This is a genomic window from Kordia sp., from assembly GCF_022447245.1.
Lineage (GTDB): Bacteria > Bacteroidota > Bacteroidia > Flavobacteriales > Flavobacteriaceae > Kordia.
Window position 1 is genome coordinate 1 of sequence record NZ_JAKVBC010000049.1, and the last position, 20207, is coordinate 20207.

The following is a 20207-nucleotide window of genomic DNA, read 5'->3' on the forward strand; positions in this document are numbered from 1 at the left end:
CGCTGTCTAATGTATTTTCATCCACTGACAATATACTTGTTATGACTCTGATATTATCAATATAAGTTGTGTTACCAAATCCATTAACGTGTGCAAATCGTAATAAAACATTGTTGCCTACGTATGCGTCTAAACTAACGGCTTCTTCTCTCCAATGTGAAGCATCTGTTGGTTCAAATTGATCTGTTGTATTTGGAACTGTTGCTAAATCTCCTGCATCTTTGAAATAGATTTGTGTAAACGTAACTCCACAATCTGTAGAAATATCTATACGTAAATCATCTTGATTTGTTGCATCGTATTGTGCTTTCGATAAATCGAATAATAACGTAGCATCTGGAACAGCGGTTAAGTCAAAATATTCTGTTACTAACCAATCTTGCTGACCTAATGCATTGTTATAGTTGTATCCGTCTATGAAAAGTGTTTGTGTAGGATTTCCGTCAGATCCAATAACATTAGATGCCGAAATCCAAGTAATTGAATTATCAAAATTTGTAAGTGTCCAATCATCAGGTATCGCATTTATTGTTTCAAAATCTTCTATAAAATTAAGAGCTGATCCACTTGAACGTGCATTAAAATTAAATACATTCTCATCATTATTTACAAACTCATCGCCTGCTAATGAAGTCCATACACGTAGTGTAGTATCACCATTTGTTGTTAAGGTTGCTGGAGTTGAAAACACATAGGTATCTGATGCTCCTGCAGCCAATGCACCTGTATATGTTTCGTTAACGATGGCTTCAGAGCCTACTTGATACGAAATTGTAAAGTTAGACTGCGCATCTGTACCATCATTCTCTATGTCAGCGGAAATAATGATTGGATCTGTATTACAAAGCTTATCAAAATCACTTTCTGTATTATTAATAGCTGTTACTGCTAAATCTTTAGCTAAAGGACAACCGAATAATCCTCCGTTTCCTTGGTTGACAGTTACAGCGTTAGAACGAAGCGATTCCCATCCGTTTCCTCCTTTGGCGGTTACAGCTACCCATAAAGGATCTACTGGGTTTGGAACTGCAATTGTAGCTGAATTTGTAGTTGAAGTTCCTACTACTTCCATATATTTTTCTCCTAATATGTAAACATCATACGAAGTTGCATCTGGAACTGCTGTCCAAATTACTGTTGTTTCATCAGGACATACTTGTGAAATACTTACTCCAGAAACTCTTCTTGCTGAAGAAAAAACAGCTGGAGACTGGTCTGTAAATGTACCATTAGTAATTCGTAGTAAACATTCTCCAGAAACTAAGTTATTTGGAACGTTCCAAGTATAATTTCTTACATTTGGTGGTAATGTTACTAAGCTTGTCCAAGTAGTTCCATTATCTTCAGAAAGTTCTATTTGAGTATTATTTACTGCATTTTTTGAATCCCAGTGAACAAGAGTTGGAGATCCTGCAATTAGTTTTTCTCCTCCTATTGGGTATGTTAATGTTATTCCGTCCGTAATAATTTCATACACTACATAATATTTTTGAGGTCCCATAGGAACATTGAATCCAGCAATATTAATATTATAAGTTCCTGCTGCTGGATTTGAAACTATAACTTGTTCTACATTGTTTAAACGGTCAACTCCTGTAGTTGCAGGTGTGTTTAAGAATGCAGCATTTGGTGTCGTATCTAAAATCCAAGGTTGGTGTGTTGTATTACTTGGGTCTGTTACTACTAAATCTAAATCATTTACTAATGCTGGTGAAGCTGCAGCGGCGGCGGCGGCATCGTGCCAATATACCATAAAACGTACTTCGCTTGTATTTGCAGGTACAGTAATAGAATGATTGTTGTTTCCTCCTTGAGAAATGGTACTATCTAAATAACGTCCGTCTTCAATAAGCATTGCTGCTCTTAACCCATTAATCATTCCCCAGCCAAAACTAAAGTCAGGTCCAACATTTCCATAATCAGTTGCCGTATTTAACATAGCAGCTTTAATTAATGCAGATTCTGGTAATGCACCACCATTCAAAAGCGTATATGCTTCGTATAATTGCGCTGCAACTCCAGCAATTCCTGGTGATGCTCCTGATGTACCACCAAATGATTGATAATTGTTATTTTCGTTTGTAGAAACTTGACCTTGTCCATGAGCAGTAATATCTGGTTTGATACGTCCATCAGCTGCTGGTCCTCTACTACTAGAACTTACTAACTGTCCGTTAAAAAATGTATTTGCTGTTGCAATTGTATTTTTCGACTCATTAGCGCCTCCACCAATAATTCCCCATCCTGGCCCTGCTCCATATCCACAGTTATCATTTCCATAGTTTCCAGCAGCGAATACGTGTAAAACTGTTTGGTTTGCATCTACCTGTTGATCAACAGCTCTTCCTAAACCGTCATAACCGTCATTACAACCTGTTCCGTAAGAGTTATTAGTGATTTGAACATCTCCACTGGTAATAAGTGAAACAGTTGGGTTATCCAAAAATGAAAGTGCAGTATTATCTGTAAATACATTTGTTGTGTAAAAATCACTTCCTACTGCCATTCCTCTGTTTGTTGGATTCAAATTTCCAGCTCCTGTCATAATTCCAGAAACTCCATCAGCATGCGTACCATTGTTAGTTGTAATTGGGTTTTCAAGTCTTCCATGAAAATCAATATGTGGTCCTACTTCACCATCATCACGAACTAGGAGTCCAACTCCTGCTCCTGTATAGTTTCTTCCTGTTGGTGTTTGTGTGTCCAAATTGGAAGATCTGTGCAAACTTCTACCTCTAATATCAGCAAGCACTGGCGGTGCTGAGATTAATTCTACCCATTTTACAAAAGGTTTTGATACCACAGCATCTATTTGGTGTTGTGGAATAGCTACTTCTACATAGTTACTATCACCATAACTCTTTTTAACAATAACAGCGTCTATATTAGAAAGTTCTCTTAATACATAACTCTTATTGATGAAGTCATAATATTCTAACGTCACGATGATATTGTTACCTTCTATCGCATGATCTCCAATGTTGTTTAACTTAATATCTGTTGATTTTTTAAGGTTGTTCTCTATTGGAATAATAGAAACAATTCCCGATTGTTGTAAATACGAAATTTGTGTATTTTCAGGAAAATATGCTAAATATGTTTGATGTGGGTAATACTCAATAAGTTTGAGATTTCTTTGTGCAAACTGATCTTGAATATCCTGCGTTGGTGTTTGGCTAAAATGCACCCAAGCAAAGTATCCGTCATCAAATTTTGCGGTTTCTGGCATTAAATCCCAATTAAATGACGTTATGTTATTTGGCATTGTGATCTGTTGATCTTGAAAAGATATTGTATTTTGAGCAGATGCTACAGTACAATTCAAGAAGGTTACTGCCATTAATGTAAGTATGAAAGAGCTATGGAAACTCTTTCCTAGAATAATTTTTCTCATGACAATTTTAATTAAATTTAGTTTAGGTCTAAGCAATTTTAATGCAATATCAACATTATTTTGATGATAGTTTTAGTATAATATGCAATTTGTTGCTAATATAATGATTAGTTTATAAAAAAAGTATCAACAAAGATTACAGGTGTATTTGAAGTAAAAAAAACCCGAGAACGTAAAATATTCTCAGGATTTTTATAATGGTTGGATTGGTGTTTCTCTTTTAGTTTATAATCAACTTTTTCGTTACTGATTGATTTCCTACTTTGATTTTTACAAAATACAATCCTGTTGCGTATTCAGAAACATCTAGTTTTTGTTGCGCTCTTGCATTGAAACGTGTTTCTTCAATTTTTGTGATTGTTTGTCCAATGCTATTTAGTAATTCAATTTCAAACGTATTTCCAGTAGAAGTATTGATCACAATATCTACATTGCTTGATGCTGGATTTGGATACATAGCAATTGCTCTTTCCAATGCATTTTCCTCTACTGATAGTGTGCTTTGCAATTCAATGTTATCTATAATCGTACTATTACTGTAATCGTTGATATTGATAAATCTTACTAAGATATTTTCTCCTACGTACGGCGTTAAATCGATTACTTCATTTCTCCAGTCATTCACGGAACTTGGTGCCCAAGCTGCATTTATGTAAGGAACTGTCGCTAAATCAAGTCCATCTTTAAAGTATACCTGTGTAAATGTAGCTCCACAATCGATAGAAACCTCAACTCGTAATGCATCATTATAAGCAGCAGACCATTGCGCTTTTGCAATATCGAACGTCAACTCTGCAGTTCCATTGAATTGTAAATCAAAATATTCTGTTGTGAAAGTATCTTCTTGACCTCTATCGCTGTAATTTGCACAGTCAACAAAAGCTGCAACCGTTGTAGTTCCATCAGCACCAACAAGATTTGCTCTTGATTGCCATGTTCTTGCATTATCAGGATTGTCTAATACCCATCCTTGAGGTAATACTCCATTTACATCAAAAGGCTCACTAAAATCAAGTCCTGTTCCACTTACTACTGCGTAGAAATCCAATGTTTTTTCGTCATTGTTTTCAAATTCGTCTCCAGCTAAATCAGTCCATACACGTAATGTGCTATCTCCATTTACAGTCAATACAATTGGCGTTGTAAAGTTATATGAAGCGGATCCTCCAGCTACAATTGTTCCTGTGTATATTTCTGATACAATTGGTTCTGAACCGACTTGATACGACACTGTGAAGTTCGATTGCGCATCTGTACCATCATTCTGTAAATCAACAGAAACAACAATTGGTCCTGTATTACAAATCGCTTCAAAATCGCTAGCCATATTGTTGATTGATGTTACTGATAAATCATTTGCTAAAGGACAGTTAATTAAACCGCTTCCTAGGTAATTTACAGCGTTAGAACGTAATGATTCCCATCCATTTCCACCTTTGGCACTTACTGCTACCCAAATAGGCGAAAATGGATCTGGAATTGGAATTGTAGCTGAATTTGTTGTAGAATTTCCTACGACTTCCATATATTTTTCTCCTAATAAATATACATCATACGAAGTTGCATCTGCTACAGCATTCCAAGTTACAGTAGCTTCTGTAGGACATACTTGCGTAATGTTGATTCCAGATACACGTCTAGCGACAGAGAATGAATCTGATTGATCTGATAACACACCATTTGTAATTCTTACTAAACACTGCCCTGAAACTAAGTTATTGGGAATCGTCCAAGTATAGTTAGTTGTTGCTGGTGGCAATGTTGCCATAGCAATCCAAGTAGTTCCGTTATTTGTAGAATATTCTAATTGGTGTGTATTTATGGCATTGTTAGCATCCCAGTGGATTACTGTTTGCGATCCTGTAGTTAATTTTTCTCCACCTATAGGATATGTAAGTGTTACTCCATCAGTAATGATTTCATACACAATGTAGTATTTTTGTGGTCCCATAGGAACATTAAATCCTGCAATGTTGATATTATATGTTCCTGCTGTCGGGTTTGTAATTGCAACTTGCTCTACATTGTTTAAACGATCTGTTCCCGTTGTTGCTGGTGCGTTTAAAAATGCTGCATTAGGTGTTGGATCCAATGTCCAAGGTTGATATGTTGTAGTATTAGGGTCAGTTACTACTAAATCTAAGTCATTTACCAATGCTGGTGAAGCTCCTGGCGCTGCTGGCATATCATTCCAATACAACATAAAACGAACTTCTCTAGTGTTTGCTGGAACTGTAATTGAATGGTTATTATTTCCTCCTTGAGAAATTGAACTGTCAAAAAAACGTCCATCTTCAATCGTCATAGCCGCTCTTAAGCCATTTACCATTCCCCAACCAAATCTGTAATCAGGTCCTACATTTCCATAGTCATTTGCTGTGTTTAATAGAATTGCCTTGATTAGTGATGACTCCGGAAAAGCACCTCCATTTAATCCTGCATATGCTTCGTATAACTGTGCTGCAACTCCAGCAATTCCTGGTGCTGCACCTGATGTTCCACCAAAAGTTTGATAGGTATTATTTTCTGCAGTAGATATTTGATTTTGTCCATGTGAAGTAATATCTGGCTTGATACGTCCATCATGTGCTGGTCCGCGACTACTAGATCCTACTAATGATCCGTTAAAGAAAGTATTTGCTGTTGCAATTACGTTTTTACCTTGCTTGTGTCCACCAGTGATATTTCCCCATCCAGGTCCTGCACCATATCCAAAATCTTGTGTTCCAGAGTTTCCTGCAGAGAAAACGTGTAATACAGAAGGAAGATCTGTTGTTTGCTGATCAACTGTTCTTGCTCCAACTGTATATCCTGTGTTGTTACCATCACTAAATGATGAGTTTGTAATTTGAACTGAACCGTTATTGATGAGATCTGTTGTTGCTGCATCTAAAAAGTTGGAAACATAGTTTACAGCATATACATCTGAACCTGCTGCCATACCTCTATTCTCTGGGTTTAGGTTTCCAGCTCCAGCCATAATTCCTCCAACTCCATCACCATGTGTTAATCCTGTGGTTGATGATGCTGAGTTATCAATTCTTCCTTGGAAATCAATATGTGGTCCTACAACTCCATCATCACGCACCATAACTCCTACTCCAGCTCCTGTATAGTTTCTACCTGTAGGCGTTTGTGTGTCTAAGTTTGATGCTCTATGAAGGCTTCTACCTCTAACATCTTCTGGCTCAGCTGGTGGAGGTAATAATTCCACCCATTTTACAAAAGATTTAGATACTACAGCATCCATTTGAGAAGAAGGAACAGCTACTTTAAGAATATTTCCTCCTTTAAAATCTTCCTTAATTACTACTGAATTGATTTTTGAAAGCTCCGTAATTACAAAGTTTGAATCAATAAAATCGTAGTATTCTAAAATAATAACAACATTATTTCCTTCCATAGCATGGCTACCAATATTGTTTAGTTTTATTTGAGAAGATTTTTTTAAGTTATTTTCTACCGGAATAATGGAAACAATTCCTGATTGTTGTAAATATGAAATTTGTGTATCCTGAGGGAAATACACTAAATACGTTTGATCAGGGAAATACTCGATAAGTTTTACATTTCTGTCTGCAAACTGATCTTGAATAATTTGTGTTGGTGTTTGGCTGAAATGTGCCCATGCAAAATATCCGTTATCATACTTGGCATTTTCTGGCATTGAATCCCAACCGAATGAAGCTATATTATTAGGCATAGTTATAACTTCTCCTTGGAAACTTACTGTACTTTGGGCCAATGTTGTATTACAACTTAAAAAGATTGCGGCCACTAACAAGGGAAAAAAAGAGCTTAGGAAACTCTTTCTGAGGGTAATTTTTTTCATTACAATTTTTAATTTAGTTTATAACAGGGATTCTAAAAACAATTTAAATTATCGACTTTTTTTAAGGATAATTTTTTGTGAAAAATGTAATTAGGCGGCTAATATAATGATTAGTTTGTAAAAAAATCTTAATATTTTTGAGGATACACTATTTTTATCAATGTGATTTTTAGATTTTTACTCACTAAATTTTGATTCTAGATTGGTTTCTTTTTTGCTCTTACATGAAAAGATTTTTTTTGAGACTAGAAAAAATCACACCTCTGCACACACTTTACTACTCCTTGAATCCTTAACTAACAAATAAAAGAATAGGTTTACGTATTTTTAAATATTAGTTTACTGGATTTAAATATCACATTCTTAGTATATTTTGTGATTTTTACCTAACCTTAGAAATTAGCTTCGATTATCGAGATTTACAATATTTTAAAATTGTTTTTTCTAAAAAAAAAAAGCCATACAAATTGTACGGCCTTTTTTAACATTATTGTTTGATTTGGTATGTTATGCTAAGTGTGCTTCTGAAACCAACAATTCATTTTTATCATTTAATGCTTTTTCTATGAATTCGTCAATGCTTGCATTGCGTTTTTGACCATTTTTTAACATAATACCCAAGGTAATCATGGCTGCAATTCGAGTTCCTGTTTTTTTGGCAGCTGTAGCGAATAATGGTTCTAAATCTTCATACGCTACATTGGCAGCTAGTTTTTGAATCTTTTCTTTAGCAATTTGCTGTTTTGCTTCTGGAAGATTCGTATACTTTTTACCCAATTGTTTGATTTCTTCGATTGGTGTACGTTGATGCTGCTTGTGGATTTGCTTCGGTTGATTTTGCTGTACTTTAGGCTTCTGTTTTGCCCAAGTATCACGCAAACCAACTGTTTTGTTGAAAATTAACTTTTCATCCGTAGTATCTTTATCTACAGAGAAATATCCCAAACGTTGGAATTGAAAACGATCTCCAATTGCTGCTTCTTTTAAAAATGGTTCTACAAAAGCATTCACCACATTTAGAGAGTTTGGATTTATGAAGTCCATGAAGTCTTTGTCTTTGTGACTTCCAGGTGCCTCGTCAGAGAATAAACGATCATAAACACGAACCTCAGCTTGTACTGCATGTGCAATGGAAACCCAATGTAAGGTACCTTTTACTTTACGTAAACTTGCTTCTGTTCCGCTTCCACTTAAACTATCAGTATCATACGTACAGTGAATTTCTGTAATGTTTCCGTCTGCATCTTTTACTACATTTTCTCCTTTGATGATGTAGGCATTTTTTAAACGCACTTCTTTTCCAAGTGTGAGTCTAAAGAATTTGCTTCCTGCTTCTTCCTTAAAGTCTTCACGTTCAATATATAATTCTCTTGAGAAAGGCACTTTATGACTTCCTGCATTGGCATCTTCTGGATTATTTTCTGCTTCTAACCATTCTTCTCTTCCTTCTGGATAATTCATAATGACAAGTTTCACAGGATTTAATACTGCCATCACACGGTTGGCTGTTTTGTTTAAATCTTCGCGAATGCAAAATTCTAATAGCGATACATCGATTACATTTTCACGTTTGGCAACACCAACAGTTTCTACAAATTTTCTGATAGCTGCAGGTGTATATCCTCTTCTTCGCAAACCAGAAATTGTTGGCATACGTGGATCATCCCAACCAGATACAATTTTTCCCTCAACCAATTTGAGTAATTTACGTTTACTCATGATGGTGTAACTAAGGTTTAAACGTGCAAATTCACGTTGTTTTGGTTGTAAAGGGTATTGATCCTTACTGTATTCAAAAACATGGTCTCTAAACCAGTTATATAGCTTTCTATGTGGTTTAAATTCTAAGGAACATAACGAATGTGAAATTTGTTCGATATAATCACTCTCACCATGTGTCCAATCATACATAGGGTAAATACACCATTCATCTGCAGTTCTATGATGATGTGCATACATGATTCTGTACATAATTGGATCGCGCATCAACATATTTGGATCTTCCATGTCAATTTTGGCGCGTAATACATGTGTTCCTGCTTCAAATTCGCCATTTTTCATGCGTTGAAACAGGTCTAAGTTTTCTTCAATGCTTCTACTTCTGTATGGACTATTGGTTCCTACTTCTGTTGGCGTTCCTTTTTGTTTTGCCATTTCTTCCGAAGATTGCGAATCTACATAGGCTTTTCCTTCTTTTATAAGTTCAATTGTCCAATCGTATAATTGCTGGAAATAGTCTGAAGAGTAACATTCATTTGCCCATTGATAGCCAAGCCATGCTATATCATGCTTGATAGCATCTACATATTCTTGTTCTTCTTTCGTAGGATTGGTATCATCAAAACGAAGATTTACAGGTGCGTTGTATTTTTCTCCTAAACCGAAACTAATACCGATGGCTTTGGTATGCCCAATGTGTAAGTATCCATTAGGTTCTGGTGGAAATCGAAAACGTAACGTATCCTTTGACATTCCATTTGTCAAATCTTCTTCTATGATATGCTCAATAAAATTGAGTGATTTTGTTTCTTCAGACATTACTTTATATTTCGAATATTTGTTAAAATAAACAGCAAAATTAAGCAATTCAAGCGAATATATATGAAAAAACCTTCCTTACTATTGCGTAAAAAAGGTTCTTAAATTATTATTAATTGATATAACTACTTTGTACTTAGTTTAGAATATAATTAACGGCTGCAGTTTTATGAATATCTTCTCCTGCTGTGATTTGTGCAGCTTTAGGAAAACTGGATTCATCAGGTGTAATTCCAATACCTTCAAAAGATTGAAAATTTCCATTGTACATAATTTCAACATCATGAGTTGAAACTCTTGTTCTCCATTTTCCATTCCCGTTTGTGAGTGTAAATATGTCACTTCCTGCAAAGATTTCAAACGTAGTATCACCAATGGTTCTTACATGATTTTGTTTTTTCATGGCTCCTGTAAAGTATCCTGCAGCACTTGCCGTTCCTCTTGAGGTTAATACTGGTACTTTATTAGTGAATTGAAATGTTCCCGAAGCCGTTATAGTATTGTCTTCTGGAAAAACTCCTGCCACATAACCACCTTCAACTCTACTATCTGCATAGCCTTCAAATTCTGTGGTTGCCCAATTCCCTAAAAATACTGTAGTACTTCCTGTGGTTGTTTTTACACGTTGTCATATCAATTCTATCGGTGTAGTATTTGCAAAGAATCTTCCTGCTAAGTAATAAGCAAAAGGTCCTTGTCCACCGCCATTTGTTCTTACATCAATGATAATTACGTCTTTGCTTTGTAATGCTGTTAATGCTTCATCTACAATGGCTTTGAAATTATTGAATTCACTTTCACTCTCGTTTACAGGTTCGAAATTTTTAGAGTTGATATATCCAATGTTTGAATTACTTGCCAATGTTCCTTACGAAATGTATGGATTGTTTGCACTACTAGGTACAATAGTTACTTTACTAGCCGTATTATTTTGAACCATTTTTTCAATATTTTCATTGAATTCTGGCTCAAATCCTGCCTCTTGAGAGTTGTTAAAAGTAAGACTAGAATGTCCATCTTTTATGATAGTTCCCGTAATCGTTTGAAAAATTCCTAACAATTGCGAATCGTTTGTTGTAGCTGTTATTTGAGGATAATACGTATCGTAAATTGCTTGCCAATCAATATTTTTTCGATGCATTAATGGATAGTGTCTATAATAGATATCCCAAAATTCTTGAAACACTTTTTGTTGCGCTGTTGTTTTTGTTCCTAGAGTTGTCGTTTGTACATTGTTATCATCGTTATAACTAGAACACATCATTAAGAATGTCCAAGGAATACCAGCGTTTTGTTTTTTATATTTTTCATATTCTAAATTTGTTTTTAATTAACTGAAACAGGAGACCAACGAGGTTCGTATACAGTTACATTTCCTGTTGCTAATTTCTCTCCTTGATTTGTATTGTTTGTTGTTTTTGCAATTCCAGCTTTTCTATTTTCATCTCCAATTTCAAATACTATATATTTTCCATCGATAGGAGAGAGGGAACCACCTGAAACCTCATTGGAAATACCATTTACTTTGATTTGTTTTAAACTATTATCAGCATAATCGTAATAGCTTAAATCAAGAAAAGACAACTTATTGCTTTGAATATCCCATATCGGTTGATCTTTATTTTCAGCTATTAATGTATTTGCACTTCCGCCTGGTTTTATGGTATATGCATTTATAAGAAACCTCATCTTCATCATAACGCCATGTTTCAGTGTAGGCTAAAATTGGATTACTAGCATCGTGATTCCAGCTTAATTCTTCATACCAAAATTGATCTGAATTTGGAATGCTTTGAATAGCCGTTAAATCACTCATAACTAGTTGATTTCCTGATGCAATTTTAGCTTCTACTGATGTCACAGGAACTGTGTATAAGTTTGTTGAAAATTGCGTTAAGTTATCGTTGTTATTCCCAATATTAGAATTTCCTGTTATGACAGAAATTGCTAGTGTTTGTCCATCAAGAGAGACGTCTAAAGAGCGAACATCTAATCCAAAATTTAAGATTTTAGTCAACTCTTTGGTTTGAACGTGTACACGAAATGCTTCCAAAGCACTTTCTGCTTCTCCTTTTGCACTGGCGAAATACACATATTTTGCATCTGGACTCCAAGACACATATCCTGAAATTGGTTCGCCATTAGTTAATTCTTCTACAGCAGAACCATCAGTATTCATCATGTAAATTTTTTGTGTATCTCCAAATGCTATTTTATGTCCTACTAAATGAGTTGCTATTTCTTGTTTTAATGTTGTTTCAGTAGTAGTATTTGTTGTAACAACATCCATATCTTCATTATTACAAGAAGTAAAATTGATAATTGTCAGCACCATTATTAGTTTATATATAGAACTCATAATAAATACATTTTAAGGTTTTAATTTGCTTGTAAACGTATATCAGCAGTACCTTGAAGTACGTTTTGTGCATTTGTAGAAAAGTCAATAATTCTACAACTATCTATATTTTCATTGCTGGTAGAAGGATCATTTTGAAAGTAAATTTGCGTTACTAATGTTTGATATCCATTTGCTGTGATCCTGTAATCAAAATGTCTGGGTCTTCCCGGATATAAACATGGACGAATACTTTGAAAACTGTACCTTCCTTGTGGATCAGTGACCACAAAGCCTCTTAGAGTAATTTCATTTGGTTGATAATTAGATACATTTCCACCACCAACAGAATGATACACTCCACCATCATCAGCATGCCATATTTCTAATACCACATTTGCAATAGGTGTTTGACTGGTAGCTTCTCCATATATGGTACCAGATACTAGAATAGGCGTTCCTGGTAAGTTTTGTGTATTTAAGTTTGTAATTTCAGATGTACCACTCACATAATAAGGTCTAGCATATCTGAATTTGTTGCACTGGTACTACAATTGGTATTGTTAACAGCATTATTACCTGAGTCATCACCACTGTTATAGCTAATAAATACTGAAGCAATAAAGGGTGTAGCAATGGCTACTGTTCCAAACTTTTTTAAAAATTTCTTTCTGTCCATAGTTATCATTTTTATTTGTGGTTGCTAAGCTGCTATTTTCTATAACATGCAAAAGTTTAGGGAAATATTACTTTTCATAAATAGCAGCTCACAACACTTTTTTGTTATTGTCTGTAAGTTCCATCTGGTAATACTGTTGGCATTTTGTAAGCAGGATTTGTCAACAGAGCAAAGATGGCTGTATCACCATTTTCTACTAATGTTCTTGTATTTAATCGCCACTCATTATCTATTTCATTCAATCTATTTTCTTGTGCTCCTAACATAGAAGTTAATGCCCAGTACAAATATTCAATCGTTTGACATGAAGCATAATCGCAAGTAGTATCATCATAAGTATACCATGCACCATCTGGATATGGATTAGGAATGGTCATAAACTGTCCGCCTCTGGCTATGTCCATAGCATTTGCTAAATCTGAACCTGCATTTTGTCCAAATGCACTTGGATATGCAAACGAATGTCCTGCATTATTAATAATGTGTAGCACTTCTTCTAGCGAGGCATCAAATTGTCCAGTTCTTCCATTGGCAACAAATGAAGGATTGGTTTCCCCATTTCCTAGATCTTGTCCTAGTCTTCCTACTGGTGGTTCAATGTTTAAGTCACTTTCGCTTGCCCACATGACTAAATATGTTTTATTTTCGAGCATTTTATCTATTACTGCTTGATCGTCAACAACACCATCTTCATCATTGTCTAAATATTGGGCCATGACATTAGCTGCGTGTAATAATTTGGTATCTTCAACTGCGGCTACGGCATAAATATCAATGCCAAATACCACTACTTTTCTATTAAAGCTTGCAAACCCTGCGTCCGTATTGGCTACAATGGTAAAGTTTGGATCATTTCCCGGATTTATTCCTGAAGGTGTTGTAATAATGTTATTATCATCACTTGAGCAAGAAATACATCTAAATGTTGTTATTCCTGCAATCATCATTAGAATTAAATAGGTTCTTTTCATAAGTATCATTTTTATATTTCTATGTATGTTTTTATGATTTGATAGCAAAATAACGACCAAGCTCATTTTTTATGCGACTCAAGGAGTCCGACTGCGGTTTCTCGGACTTTTTATTTATATAACTTATTGAATTACAATTATTTAAAATAAATAAGTAAAATTCCCTAAAGCGATCCTATTTGTGCTTATATTGGTTATCTTATCCTAAAAGATAAGAAAGAGATTTTATGTATTCCATTATTTTAGAATTTAAAGTTGTATGTTATAAATGGGATTGGCGAACCAATTACTAAGTATTGGAAAGTTCGTAATTGATTGTTTCTTAAAGTAGAGTAGACAGAAAAAGCATTTTTCCGAGCATAGACATTGTACACTCCAAAAACGCAATTGCTACTTCATTTTCTTCCTTCTTTTTTTAGTAGGTGTATATGTAAAGGAAAGATCCAATCTATGCGTTGGTGCTAAACGAAATGCATTTCTATCTGAATACGTAAAATGTTGATTTCCATCTACTACAAATTTTCCTGTAGCATAAGTTGTTGGTCTTCCATTTGGAAAGAAAGGAAGGCCCTGCTGCCCATTTTTTATTGAAAGCATAATTAGACGAAATATTGAAAATATGTGGTCTGTCGTAATTGGAAGGAAAATAGTTTCCATTTTTTATATTTTCTGAAGCAAAAGCACTTGTAGTTTTTGTTTGGTTACTGCATAAGTATAATTTACATTTCCAGTTAGTTTTCCACGAGTTTTATAAGCATTTAACTAAAACCATACACGTATTCTTTGGCAGGTAATAGTTGGATTTCTAGGTTTTCATTTAAAAATAAATCCGCTCCATTTTTATATTCTAGTAAGTTTTTAAGGGTTTTACTTGTTAAATTGATTTCTTTTGTGATATTTTGATATCCTAAATATGAAATTATAAGTGTATGTTGCCCTTCTAGAAGTGTTAGAGAAAAGAATACATATTCATTGGTAATTGTTCCTTTTTCCTGTTGTTTTATAATAAATAGTGGCTCCTAATAAGGTTTCGCCTGTAGCGACATCTTTTATAGAATCTCTGATAATGTATTTTTGAGTTTATGCTTTGAGTAAAGTTGTTGTACAAACACAAAAAATTAATATAAATACGTTTTTCAAGTACATTCATTTTGCTTGTTGTGCAAACGAACGACTGTTTTTAGTATTTATTTATGGCAAGGAGTCCAAGTGCACTTATTCGGACTTTTTTAAGGAAAGTTCGTACTGTTTTGGAGTCATACTTTCAAAGCTTTTGAACGTACTATAAAATGTGGATTTTGAAGTAAATCCAGCTTCTTGAGAGAGTCCTAAAATAGATAATTGTTTGGCTTTTGGTGATTGTAGCAATCTTTTGAACTCTTCGACTCTAAATTTGTTAATGAAATGATAAAAATTTGAGTCAGAACCATGATTTATCAATTTAGATAGTTCCCGTTCCTTTATATCCAGTTCTACAGAAAGTGTTCTGAGGTTTAATTTTGGATTGGTATATAACTTTTCTTGTTCTATTATTGATGTAATTTCTGAGAATTTTTCCTGAAGTTCTTTAGATGAATCTTGTTCTTTTAGTTGTAATTCTACATCAATATCTTCCCTTTGAAAAAGGTATTGTTTGAAAATTTCTGGTTGCGAGAAACCATTGTATCCTATCCAATATACTATGAATAATAACAATATAACTGATGAAAATTGAAAAATACCTTCCCATACTTCATTTTCAGCTTCTTCAACTCCTGTAATTCCTTCTACTATTAAAATAAAATGAAATAATAGGATGGCGATTAAGATACTTTTTAACCAAGAAAGCGACTTAAATTCCAGTTCAGAATAGAAATTGCTAATTTTCTTTTTATGATTTCTAAGAATTCTGAATACATATACTAGTAATAGAATTTCAAAAAAATAGAAAACTAAAATTAAATCATCATAGTCCTCAAATACCTCATCTAAAGCTTCTACATTAATACTAATATTATGAATAATACCTGGTATTAATAATAAATAATACCATTTGTTAATGATTTTATTGATGGTAGTATTTAAGTAGAAAAATAAAAATAGCAGGATGAATAATATCGGATCAAAAAAGAGAAAGGTAAATTCTAAATCCTCTTCTTCATAATAGTCAAATACAATTCCATTTATCAGTTGTATAGAAATACTCCACAAAAACAGTCCTAAAAATATATTTGCTTTTCTGTTTTGAGACTTTATTGTAAAGAATAATAAGCCCAACATTAATGCTGTAGAAGCAGTTAATATATCTAAAATAGAAAATAAGGAAATGTCTATCTGCATACGATAAAATACAATAATAAATGATTCTCTGTTTGTAACGATACCAACGAATTATATACTAACTGAATATAAATATTTATCGTATAACCTTAACAAAAACTTATGAAACACCCTAATTACAAATGCCCAAAATGTAGTAATAGAACCTATACTGTTGGAGAATTAAGAGCTACAGGTGGAACTTTTTCTAAAATATTTGATATCCAAAATCAAAAGTACAGCTCTGTTACTTGCGATCGTTGTTCGTACACAGAATTCTATAAAACAAAAACAAGTGCTATTAGTAATGTTTTTGATTTCTTTACAAACTAAATAATTTTCCAATTTTAAATCTGTAAAAGAAAATAAGATTTAATTTCAACAAAAAGTGAGGTAATATATTATCTATTAAAATTCAAAAATTCATTGTGTAGTACACAAAATAAGGTACTGACTTAAAATTAAATTTTGGTGTATGTTCTTCAAATCAAAAGCTTTTGTTTAGTTATTGTTTAAATACAATTTACAGTATAAATTATAATATAAATGGTAATATTTATTAGCGTTTTAACAAGTTGATATTTTAAGAATAATGCAGTACATTAGCCTTATTAAGGTAGAATCTTTATGGGAATTATTCGCGTTACAAACATTCGTATTTATGCTTTTCACGGATGTCTAGTTGAAGAAAGTAAAATAGGAAGTGATTATAGAGTAGATGTGGCTGTAAAAGCTGATCTGCAAACCTCTGCACAAACTGATGAATTACAAGATACTGTTGATTATGTACATATCAATAAGATTGTAAAAGAAGAAATGGGAATACGTTCCAAACTATTAGAACATGTAGCCAAACGTATTTTAAATAGAATTTTTGATGAAATAGCTATTGCCAATGAAGCAACCGTTGAAGTTTCTAAAATAAATCCGCCTATAGGTGGTAATGTTCAAATGGTTACCATTGAAATGACTTCTACACGTTCGTAACAATACTATTTAATACTATTTTTTTGTTGCATAGAATGTAAATTTAGTTAAATTTGCAATCATAAATGGCGTCGTGGCCGAGTGGCTAGGCAGAGGTCTGCAAAACCTTGTACAGCGGTTCGAATCCGCTCGACGCCTCTAGAAAAGAAAAACCTTCTGATAATCAGAAGGTTTTTTTGTTTTTACTAAAAGAATTCTAGTATTGTATCTTTGAGTTGTTCTATTTCTTCAGGAAATGCTCCTTTGAAAATCATTATGCCTCCAAAGACAATAATTATAATACTGACCCATTTTTTTGCTTTGAAGATAAAACGTGGAGTCATTTTGTTTTTTAATTTCTTAGCCAGCATAATTTTTGTAATGTCCATAAGTAGTAAGGTTACTAAAATAGTAGCTACAAAAATGAACATTCCTAATTTGGTTCCACCCGTAAATTGAGTTGCAGTTGCAATTGCTAAGACCCAACCTGCTAATACTCCGAAGTTTATAAAATTTAAAAAGAATCCTTTTATAAATAAACCTATAAAATTCTTTTTAGTATTGGTATCTACACTGTAATGTTCACGTACTATTTTCCGAAATGATTTGGCAGTTTTTATATATGAAATAACTCCGTAAGCACAGAGAATTAAGCCTCCAAAAATGATGAGGTTTGGATCATCTTTAATTTTTTCAATGATACCCGAAGTACTATAATACGCAAAAATAATAAATATTATATCTGCGAAAATAGCTCCTAAATCAAACGCTAGTGCACTTCTAAATCCTTTAGTAATGCTTATTTCAAGTAAAAGGAAAAATATAGGTCCAATTGCGACAAAGGATAAGAATAATCCGTATAAAACTGCATACTGTAGTCCGTCAACCATAAAACAAAAGTAGTAAAAGTGATGTAATTACAGCTTTTTATATTCCATTTCTGGTGTAATTTTTTTTACTTTCCTACCTTTTTCTTTCTTTTTCGCTATTTTCTTAAACCATTTCTGAATTCTTTCTTCAAGTTCTACAGCTTCTTCAGCAATTTTTTCAGTGTCTCTTATAAGGATATCTTTTTTCTTAAATATCTTATTTATTTTCTTCATTTGTCGTTTATCCTTAAAATCAACAGGAAATAATTTTACAGAAGCTTTTATCATTCCCATTATGGCTTTTGCTTCTATAAAATAGATTGAATTTGCTTTGATATCGGCTTCTATGAAATCAATATTTTCAGATTTTGCCCAAAATGTATGTTTTCCTGGATTACATTCGTATTGAAAATAATGTCTTCCATTAAATTTTCCAAGGTATTTTTCACCATCAAAATATTTAAAATTGATTAAAGATCCTGCTTGTGTAGTTCTGATAAAATATATCACAGATTTTCCTTCTGTTGGTCGAGTTATCGGTTCTTGAGCTGTTACTAATGATATATTTAGTAACATGGTAAGTATTAAAAATGTGTACAATTTTTTCATTCTATCGGTTTTTAATTTGTCTTTGCAAGTTACTTTCTTTTTAGATGAAGAAAACATAAAAAAGAAAGTTTAAGGAGATAAAAATGTAATCTTACTGAAAGATACCATTATACAGCGGCATTAGTTGAACCAGCATCGTTAAATGCGTTACACTTTTCAACGATGTACTTCACTAAAAAAACGTCTAAATGGCAGTTTAGACGTTTTAAGATTGATTGATGAATTGTGTAAAATACGAATCTATTTTACTTTTATTTTTCCTCCTAAGATTTTGTCTTTTTTGATAGTTTCTGGATCACCGTGAATTTCAATATATCCACCAGCACGTACTCTTGCATCGGCAAGTACTGAAGCTGAAATATATGCTTCTCCACCAGCACTTACTTTGACTTTTGTTTGTTCAGTGATCAATTTTTTTCCTTCGTAAATTCCTCCAGTATTTAAAACTACTTCTTGATGTTTTACTTTTCCTGAAGTTTCAATAATTCCTCCAGATACTGCTCTTGAATCTAAATTATCGACTTCTAAATTTGCAATGATTCTTCCACCTTCTTGGCTTTTTAGTTTTAAATATGGTTGTATCATTGTTTCATTTGCTACAATAACAGCACCTTCATTTGCATCTATAATATCTATATTTTTATAATACACTTCAACAAACGTTTGTGAACCATCAAAAATTCGATCAAATTTCATTCGAATTTTAAGTTTTCCTCGCTTATTAATGATTTCTACATCTTCGGTATCAGCTCCCGTAATAACGACTTTATTTTCGTTTGATTTGATTAAATTGATTTCTATTAAATCAAATACTTTTACTTCTTCAAAATCACCTACTTGTTTTTCTATTGGTGTTTGTGCAGAAACTGTAAAAGCAACTAAGCATAAAATAAATGTGAATATATGTTTCATGACTCTTGGTTTTATTGTTTGTATCTAAAGAGTATGTAAAAAACGTTTTGTTACAGTTTTTATTTAATTTTTTCTAAAATATATATTTTGACTAATATTTTATTCTGTTAATTTTTTTATTTACTTGTATATTACGGTTTTACCGTAAAGAATAGCAATATATGTTTTGTAACTTTCGTTTATTACTTAAAATTCAAAATCATGAAAAAAAGGAATTTAAAATCGTTAAAATTTAACAAGCAAAAAATTTCTCAATTAAATCCAGATGAAGTTACTGGTGGAACAGGAGGATTTTTATCTTTTATTCCAGGTTTATTTTGTGGCGCAGGACCTACTACAAGTTTTGGTCCACTAGCTTGTGAAGTAGATTGCTTATGCTTTGATGAAGATTACTAAAATCTTCAATCATAATTAAAAAAGTTCGATTGTTAAATAATCGAGCTTTTTTAATTCAATTTTACCGCAGTTCCTGTAATGCTAACCATTACTGCACCACCTGCACTGATTTCCATATCTACATCAATACCTACCACACCATCTGCATTCATTTTTGCAGCATTGTCGCTTAACTTTTGAAATGTATTTTCTTTTACTTCTTCAATAGCAATTTCTATTTGTGAATAGTATTTTTTCATGTTGAACATATCTTTGAATGATATGCCTTTGTAGTTATAATTAACACTATACGTCATTCCTGAAACCAAACCTAAGTATTTGGTAATTTCTCTATTTTGAAAAGTATCAGTTGTAGTAAAGATCATAATGGTTATGTTTTTTGATTTTATATTGTTTTAGAACGTT

Annotated in this window: 21 protein-coding genes and 1 tRNA gene; 4 read left to right on the forward strand and 18 right to left on the reverse strand. The window is 33.0% G+C overall.

The genetic code is table 11. From position 1 onward, the window contains the following. The 14 genes from MK119_RS21975 to MK119_RS22035 form a co-directional block, all read right to left on the reverse strand. Positions 1-3394 (reverse strand): S8 family serine peptidase (locus MK119_RS21975; protein ID WP_290683435.1); only part of this gene is annotated, 3394 nt, incomplete at its 3' end. 220 nt (positions 3395-3614) lie between these two features. Further along, positions 3615-7097, reverse strand: coding sequence for a S8 family serine peptidase (locus MK119_RS21980; protein ID WP_290683437.1), 3483 nt, complete (start codon positions 7095-7097; stop codon positions 3615-3617). A gap of 636 nt (positions 7098-7733) precedes the next feature. Further along, positions 7734-9764: a glutamine--tRNA ligase/YqeY domain fusion protein gene (locus tag MK119_RS21985; protein WP_290683439.1), complete on the reverse strand. Its 2031-nt coding sequence runs from the start codon at positions 9762-9764 to the stop codon at positions 7734-7736. Positions 9765-9900: 136 nt separating this feature from the next. Beyond that, entirely contained in the window at positions 9901-10290 is a 390-nt protein-coding gene (locus MK119_RS21990; protein WP_290683441.1) for a S41 family peptidase, read from the reverse strand. Positions 10291-10392: 102 nt separating this feature from the next. Next, positions 10393-10626 (reverse strand): S41 family peptidase, encoded by a 234-nt coding sequence (locus MK119_RS21995; protein ID WP_290683443.1) that lies wholly within the window; start codon positions 10624-10626, stop codon positions 10393-10395. Positions 10627-10632: 6 nt separating this feature from the next. After that, complete coding sequence (locus tag MK119_RS22000; protein WP_290683445.1) at positions 10633-11028, reverse strand: hypothetical protein; 396 nt, start codon at positions 11026-11028, stop codon at positions 10633-10635. Between the two features lie 62 nt (positions 11029-11090). Continuing rightward, positions 11091-11453 carry a hypothetical protein gene (locus MK119_RS22005; protein WP_290683447.1) on the reverse strand — a complete coding sequence of 121 codons (363 nt, stop codon included), beginning with the start codon at positions 11451-11453 and terminating at the stop codon, positions 11091-11093. Next, a complete protein-coding gene (locus MK119_RS22010; RefSeq protein ID WP_290683449.1) occupies positions 11389-12123 on the reverse strand; it encodes a hypothetical protein in 735 nt (244 codons plus the stop codon). Before MK119_RS22010 ends, MK119_RS22005 begins: the two co-directional genes overlap by 65 nt. Positions 12124-12143: 20 nt before the next feature. Beyond that, complete coding sequence (locus MK119_RS22015) at positions 12144-12611, reverse strand: hypothetical protein (protein WP_290683451.1); 468 nt, start codon at positions 12609-12611, stop codon at positions 12144-12146. Next, a complete protein-coding gene (locus MK119_RS22020) occupies positions 12608-12781 on the reverse strand; it encodes a hypothetical protein (RefSeq protein WP_290683453.1) in 174 nt (57 codons plus the stop codon). Before MK119_RS22020 ends, MK119_RS22015 begins: the two co-directional genes overlap by 4 nt. A 104-nt stretch (positions 12782-12885) precedes the next feature. Continuing rightward, a complete protein-coding gene (locus MK119_RS22025; RefSeq protein ID WP_290683455.1) occupies positions 12886-13752 on the reverse strand; it encodes a hypothetical protein in 867 nt (288 codons plus the stop codon). A gap of 390 nt (positions 13753-14142) precedes the next feature. After that, a complete protein-coding gene (locus tag MK119_RS22030; protein WP_290683456.1) occupies positions 14143-14409 on the reverse strand; it encodes a hypothetical protein in 267 nt (88 codons plus the stop codon). A 101-nt stretch (positions 14410-14510) separates the two neighbouring features. After that, positions 14511-14759: a carboxypeptidase-like regulatory domain-containing protein gene (locus MK119_RS24465; RefSeq protein WP_366512860.1), complete on the reverse strand. Its 249-nt coding sequence runs from the start codon at positions 14757-14759 to the stop codon at positions 14511-14513. A gap of 208 nt (positions 14760-14967) precedes the next feature. Continuing rightward, positions 14968-16071 carry a helix-turn-helix domain-containing protein gene (locus tag MK119_RS22035; RefSeq protein WP_290683458.1) on the reverse strand — a complete coding sequence of 368 codons (1104 nt, stop codon included), beginning with the start codon at positions 16069-16071 and terminating at the stop codon, positions 14968-14970. Between the two features lie 102 nt (positions 16072-16173). Here MK119_RS22035 and MK119_RS22040 point away from each other — a divergent pair, with 102 nt between their 5' ends. The 3 genes from MK119_RS22040 to MK119_RS22050 all read left to right on the forward strand — a co-directional run bounded on the left by MK119_RS22040 (position 16174) and on the right by MK119_RS22050 (position 17175). Continuing rightward, positions 16174-16383 carry a zinc ribbon domain-containing protein gene (locus MK119_RS22040; protein ID WP_290683460.1) on the forward strand — a complete coding sequence of 70 codons (210 nt, stop codon included), beginning with the start codon at positions 16174-16176 and terminating at the stop codon, positions 16381-16383. A gap of 294 nt (positions 16384-16677) precedes the next feature. Further along, positions 16678-17037, forward strand: a complete 360-nt coding sequence (gene folB, locus MK119_RS22045) for a dihydroneopterin aldolase (protein WP_290683462.1) — start codon at positions 16678-16680, stop codon at positions 17035-17037. Positions 17038-17104: 67 nt separating this feature from the next. Then, positions 17105-17175: transfer RNA gene (locus MK119_RS22050), tRNA-Cys, on the forward strand. Positions 17176-17222: 47 nt separating this feature from the next. On the opposite strand, the gene MK119_RS22055 is transcribed toward MK119_RS22050, so the two are convergent. The 3 genes from MK119_RS22055 to MK119_RS22065 all read right to left on the reverse strand — a co-directional run bounded on the left by MK119_RS22055 (position 17223) and on the right by MK119_RS22065 (position 19406). Then, a complete protein-coding gene (locus tag MK119_RS22055; RefSeq protein WP_290683464.1) occupies positions 17223-17906 on the reverse strand; it encodes a LysE family transporter in 684 nt (227 codons plus the stop codon). Between the two features lie 27 nt (positions 17907-17933). Continuing rightward, on the reverse strand, positions 17934-18494 hold the full coding sequence (locus MK119_RS22060; RefSeq protein ID WP_290683466.1) for a hypothetical protein: 561 nt from the start codon (positions 18492-18494) through the stop codon (positions 17934-17936). Between the two features lie 240 nt (positions 18495-18734). After that, on the reverse strand, positions 18735-19406 hold the full coding sequence (locus MK119_RS22065) for a head GIN domain-containing protein (protein ID WP_290683467.1): 672 nt from the start codon (positions 19404-19406) through the stop codon (positions 18735-18737). 201 nt (positions 19407-19607) lie between these two features. On the opposite strand from MK119_RS22065, the gene MK119_RS22070 reads away from it, so the two are divergent. Next, the gene (locus MK119_RS22070) at positions 19608-19802 is read left to right on the forward strand and encodes a hypothetical protein (RefSeq protein ID WP_290683468.1); all 195 of its coding nucleotides are present in this window, start codon (positions 19608-19610) and stop codon (positions 19800-19802) included. A gap of 50 nt (positions 19803-19852) precedes the next feature. Here MK119_RS22070 and MK119_RS22075 read toward each other — a convergent pair whose 3' ends face one another. Beyond that, positions 19853-20167 carry a heavy metal-binding domain-containing protein gene (locus MK119_RS22075; protein ID WP_290683470.1) on the reverse strand — a complete coding sequence of 105 codons (315 nt, stop codon included), beginning with the start codon at positions 20165-20167 and terminating at the stop codon, positions 19853-19855. Positions 20168-20207 lie beyond the last annotated feature (40 nt).

Coding starts and splice junctions, on each gene's coding strand:
- MK119_RS22035 (WP_290683458.1), bottom strand. CDS start 16,071: ATGCAGATAGACATTTCCTTATTTTCTATTTTAGATATATTAACTGCT.
- MK119_RS22025 (WP_290683455.1), bottom strand. CDS start 13,752: ATGAAAAGAACCTATTTAATTCTAATGATGATTGCAGGAATAACAACA.
- MK119_RS21980 (WP_290683437.1), bottom strand. CDS start 7,097: ATGCCTAATAATATAGCTTCATTCGGTTGGGATTCAATGCCAGAAAAT.
- MK119_RS22065 (WP_290683467.1), bottom strand. CDS start 19,406: ATGAAACATATATTCACATTTATTTTATGCTTAGTTGCTTTTACAGTT.
- MK119_RS22055 (WP_290683464.1), bottom strand. CDS start 17,906: ATGGTTGACGGACTACAGTATGCAGTTTTATACGGATTATTCTTATCC.
- MK119_RS22060 (WP_290683466.1), bottom strand. CDS start 18,494: ATGAAAAAATTGTACACATTTTTAATACTTACCATGTTACTAAATATA.
- MK119_RS22040 (WP_290683460.1), top strand. CDS start 16,174: ATGAAACACCCTAATTACAAATGCCCAAAATGTAGTAATAGAACCTAT.
- MK119_RS21985 (WP_290683439.1), bottom strand. CDS start 9,764: ATGTCTGAAGAAACAAAATCACTCAATTTTATTGAGCATATCATAGAA.
- MK119_RS22070 (WP_290683468.1), top strand. CDS start 19,608: ATGAAAAAAAGGAATTTAAAATCGTTAAAATTTAACAAGCAAAAAATT.
- folB (WP_290683462.1), top strand. CDS start 16,678: ATGGGAATTATTCGCGTTACAAACATTCGTATTTATGCTTTTCACGGA.
- MK119_RS22005 (WP_290683447.1), bottom strand. CDS start 11,453: ATGAGGTTTCTTATAAATGCATATACCATAAAACCAGGCGGAAGTGCA.
- MK119_RS22075 (WP_290683470.1), bottom strand. CDS start 20,167: ATGATCTTTACTACAACTGATACTTTTCAAAATAGAGAAATTACCAAA.
- MK119_RS22000 (WP_290683445.1), bottom strand. CDS start 11,028: ATGATGTGTTCTAGTTATAACGATGATAACAATGTACAAACGACAACT.
- MK119_RS22020 (WP_290683453.1), bottom strand. CDS start 12,781: ATGGACAGAAAGAAATTTTTAAAAAAGTTTGGAACAGTAGCCATTGCT.
- MK119_RS22030 (WP_290683456.1), bottom strand. CDS start 14,409: ATGGAAACTATTTTCCTTCCAATTACGACAGACCACATATTTTCAATA.
- MK119_RS22010 (WP_290683449.1), bottom strand. CDS start 12,123: ATGAGTTCTATATATAAACTAATAATGGTGCTGACAATTATCAATTTT.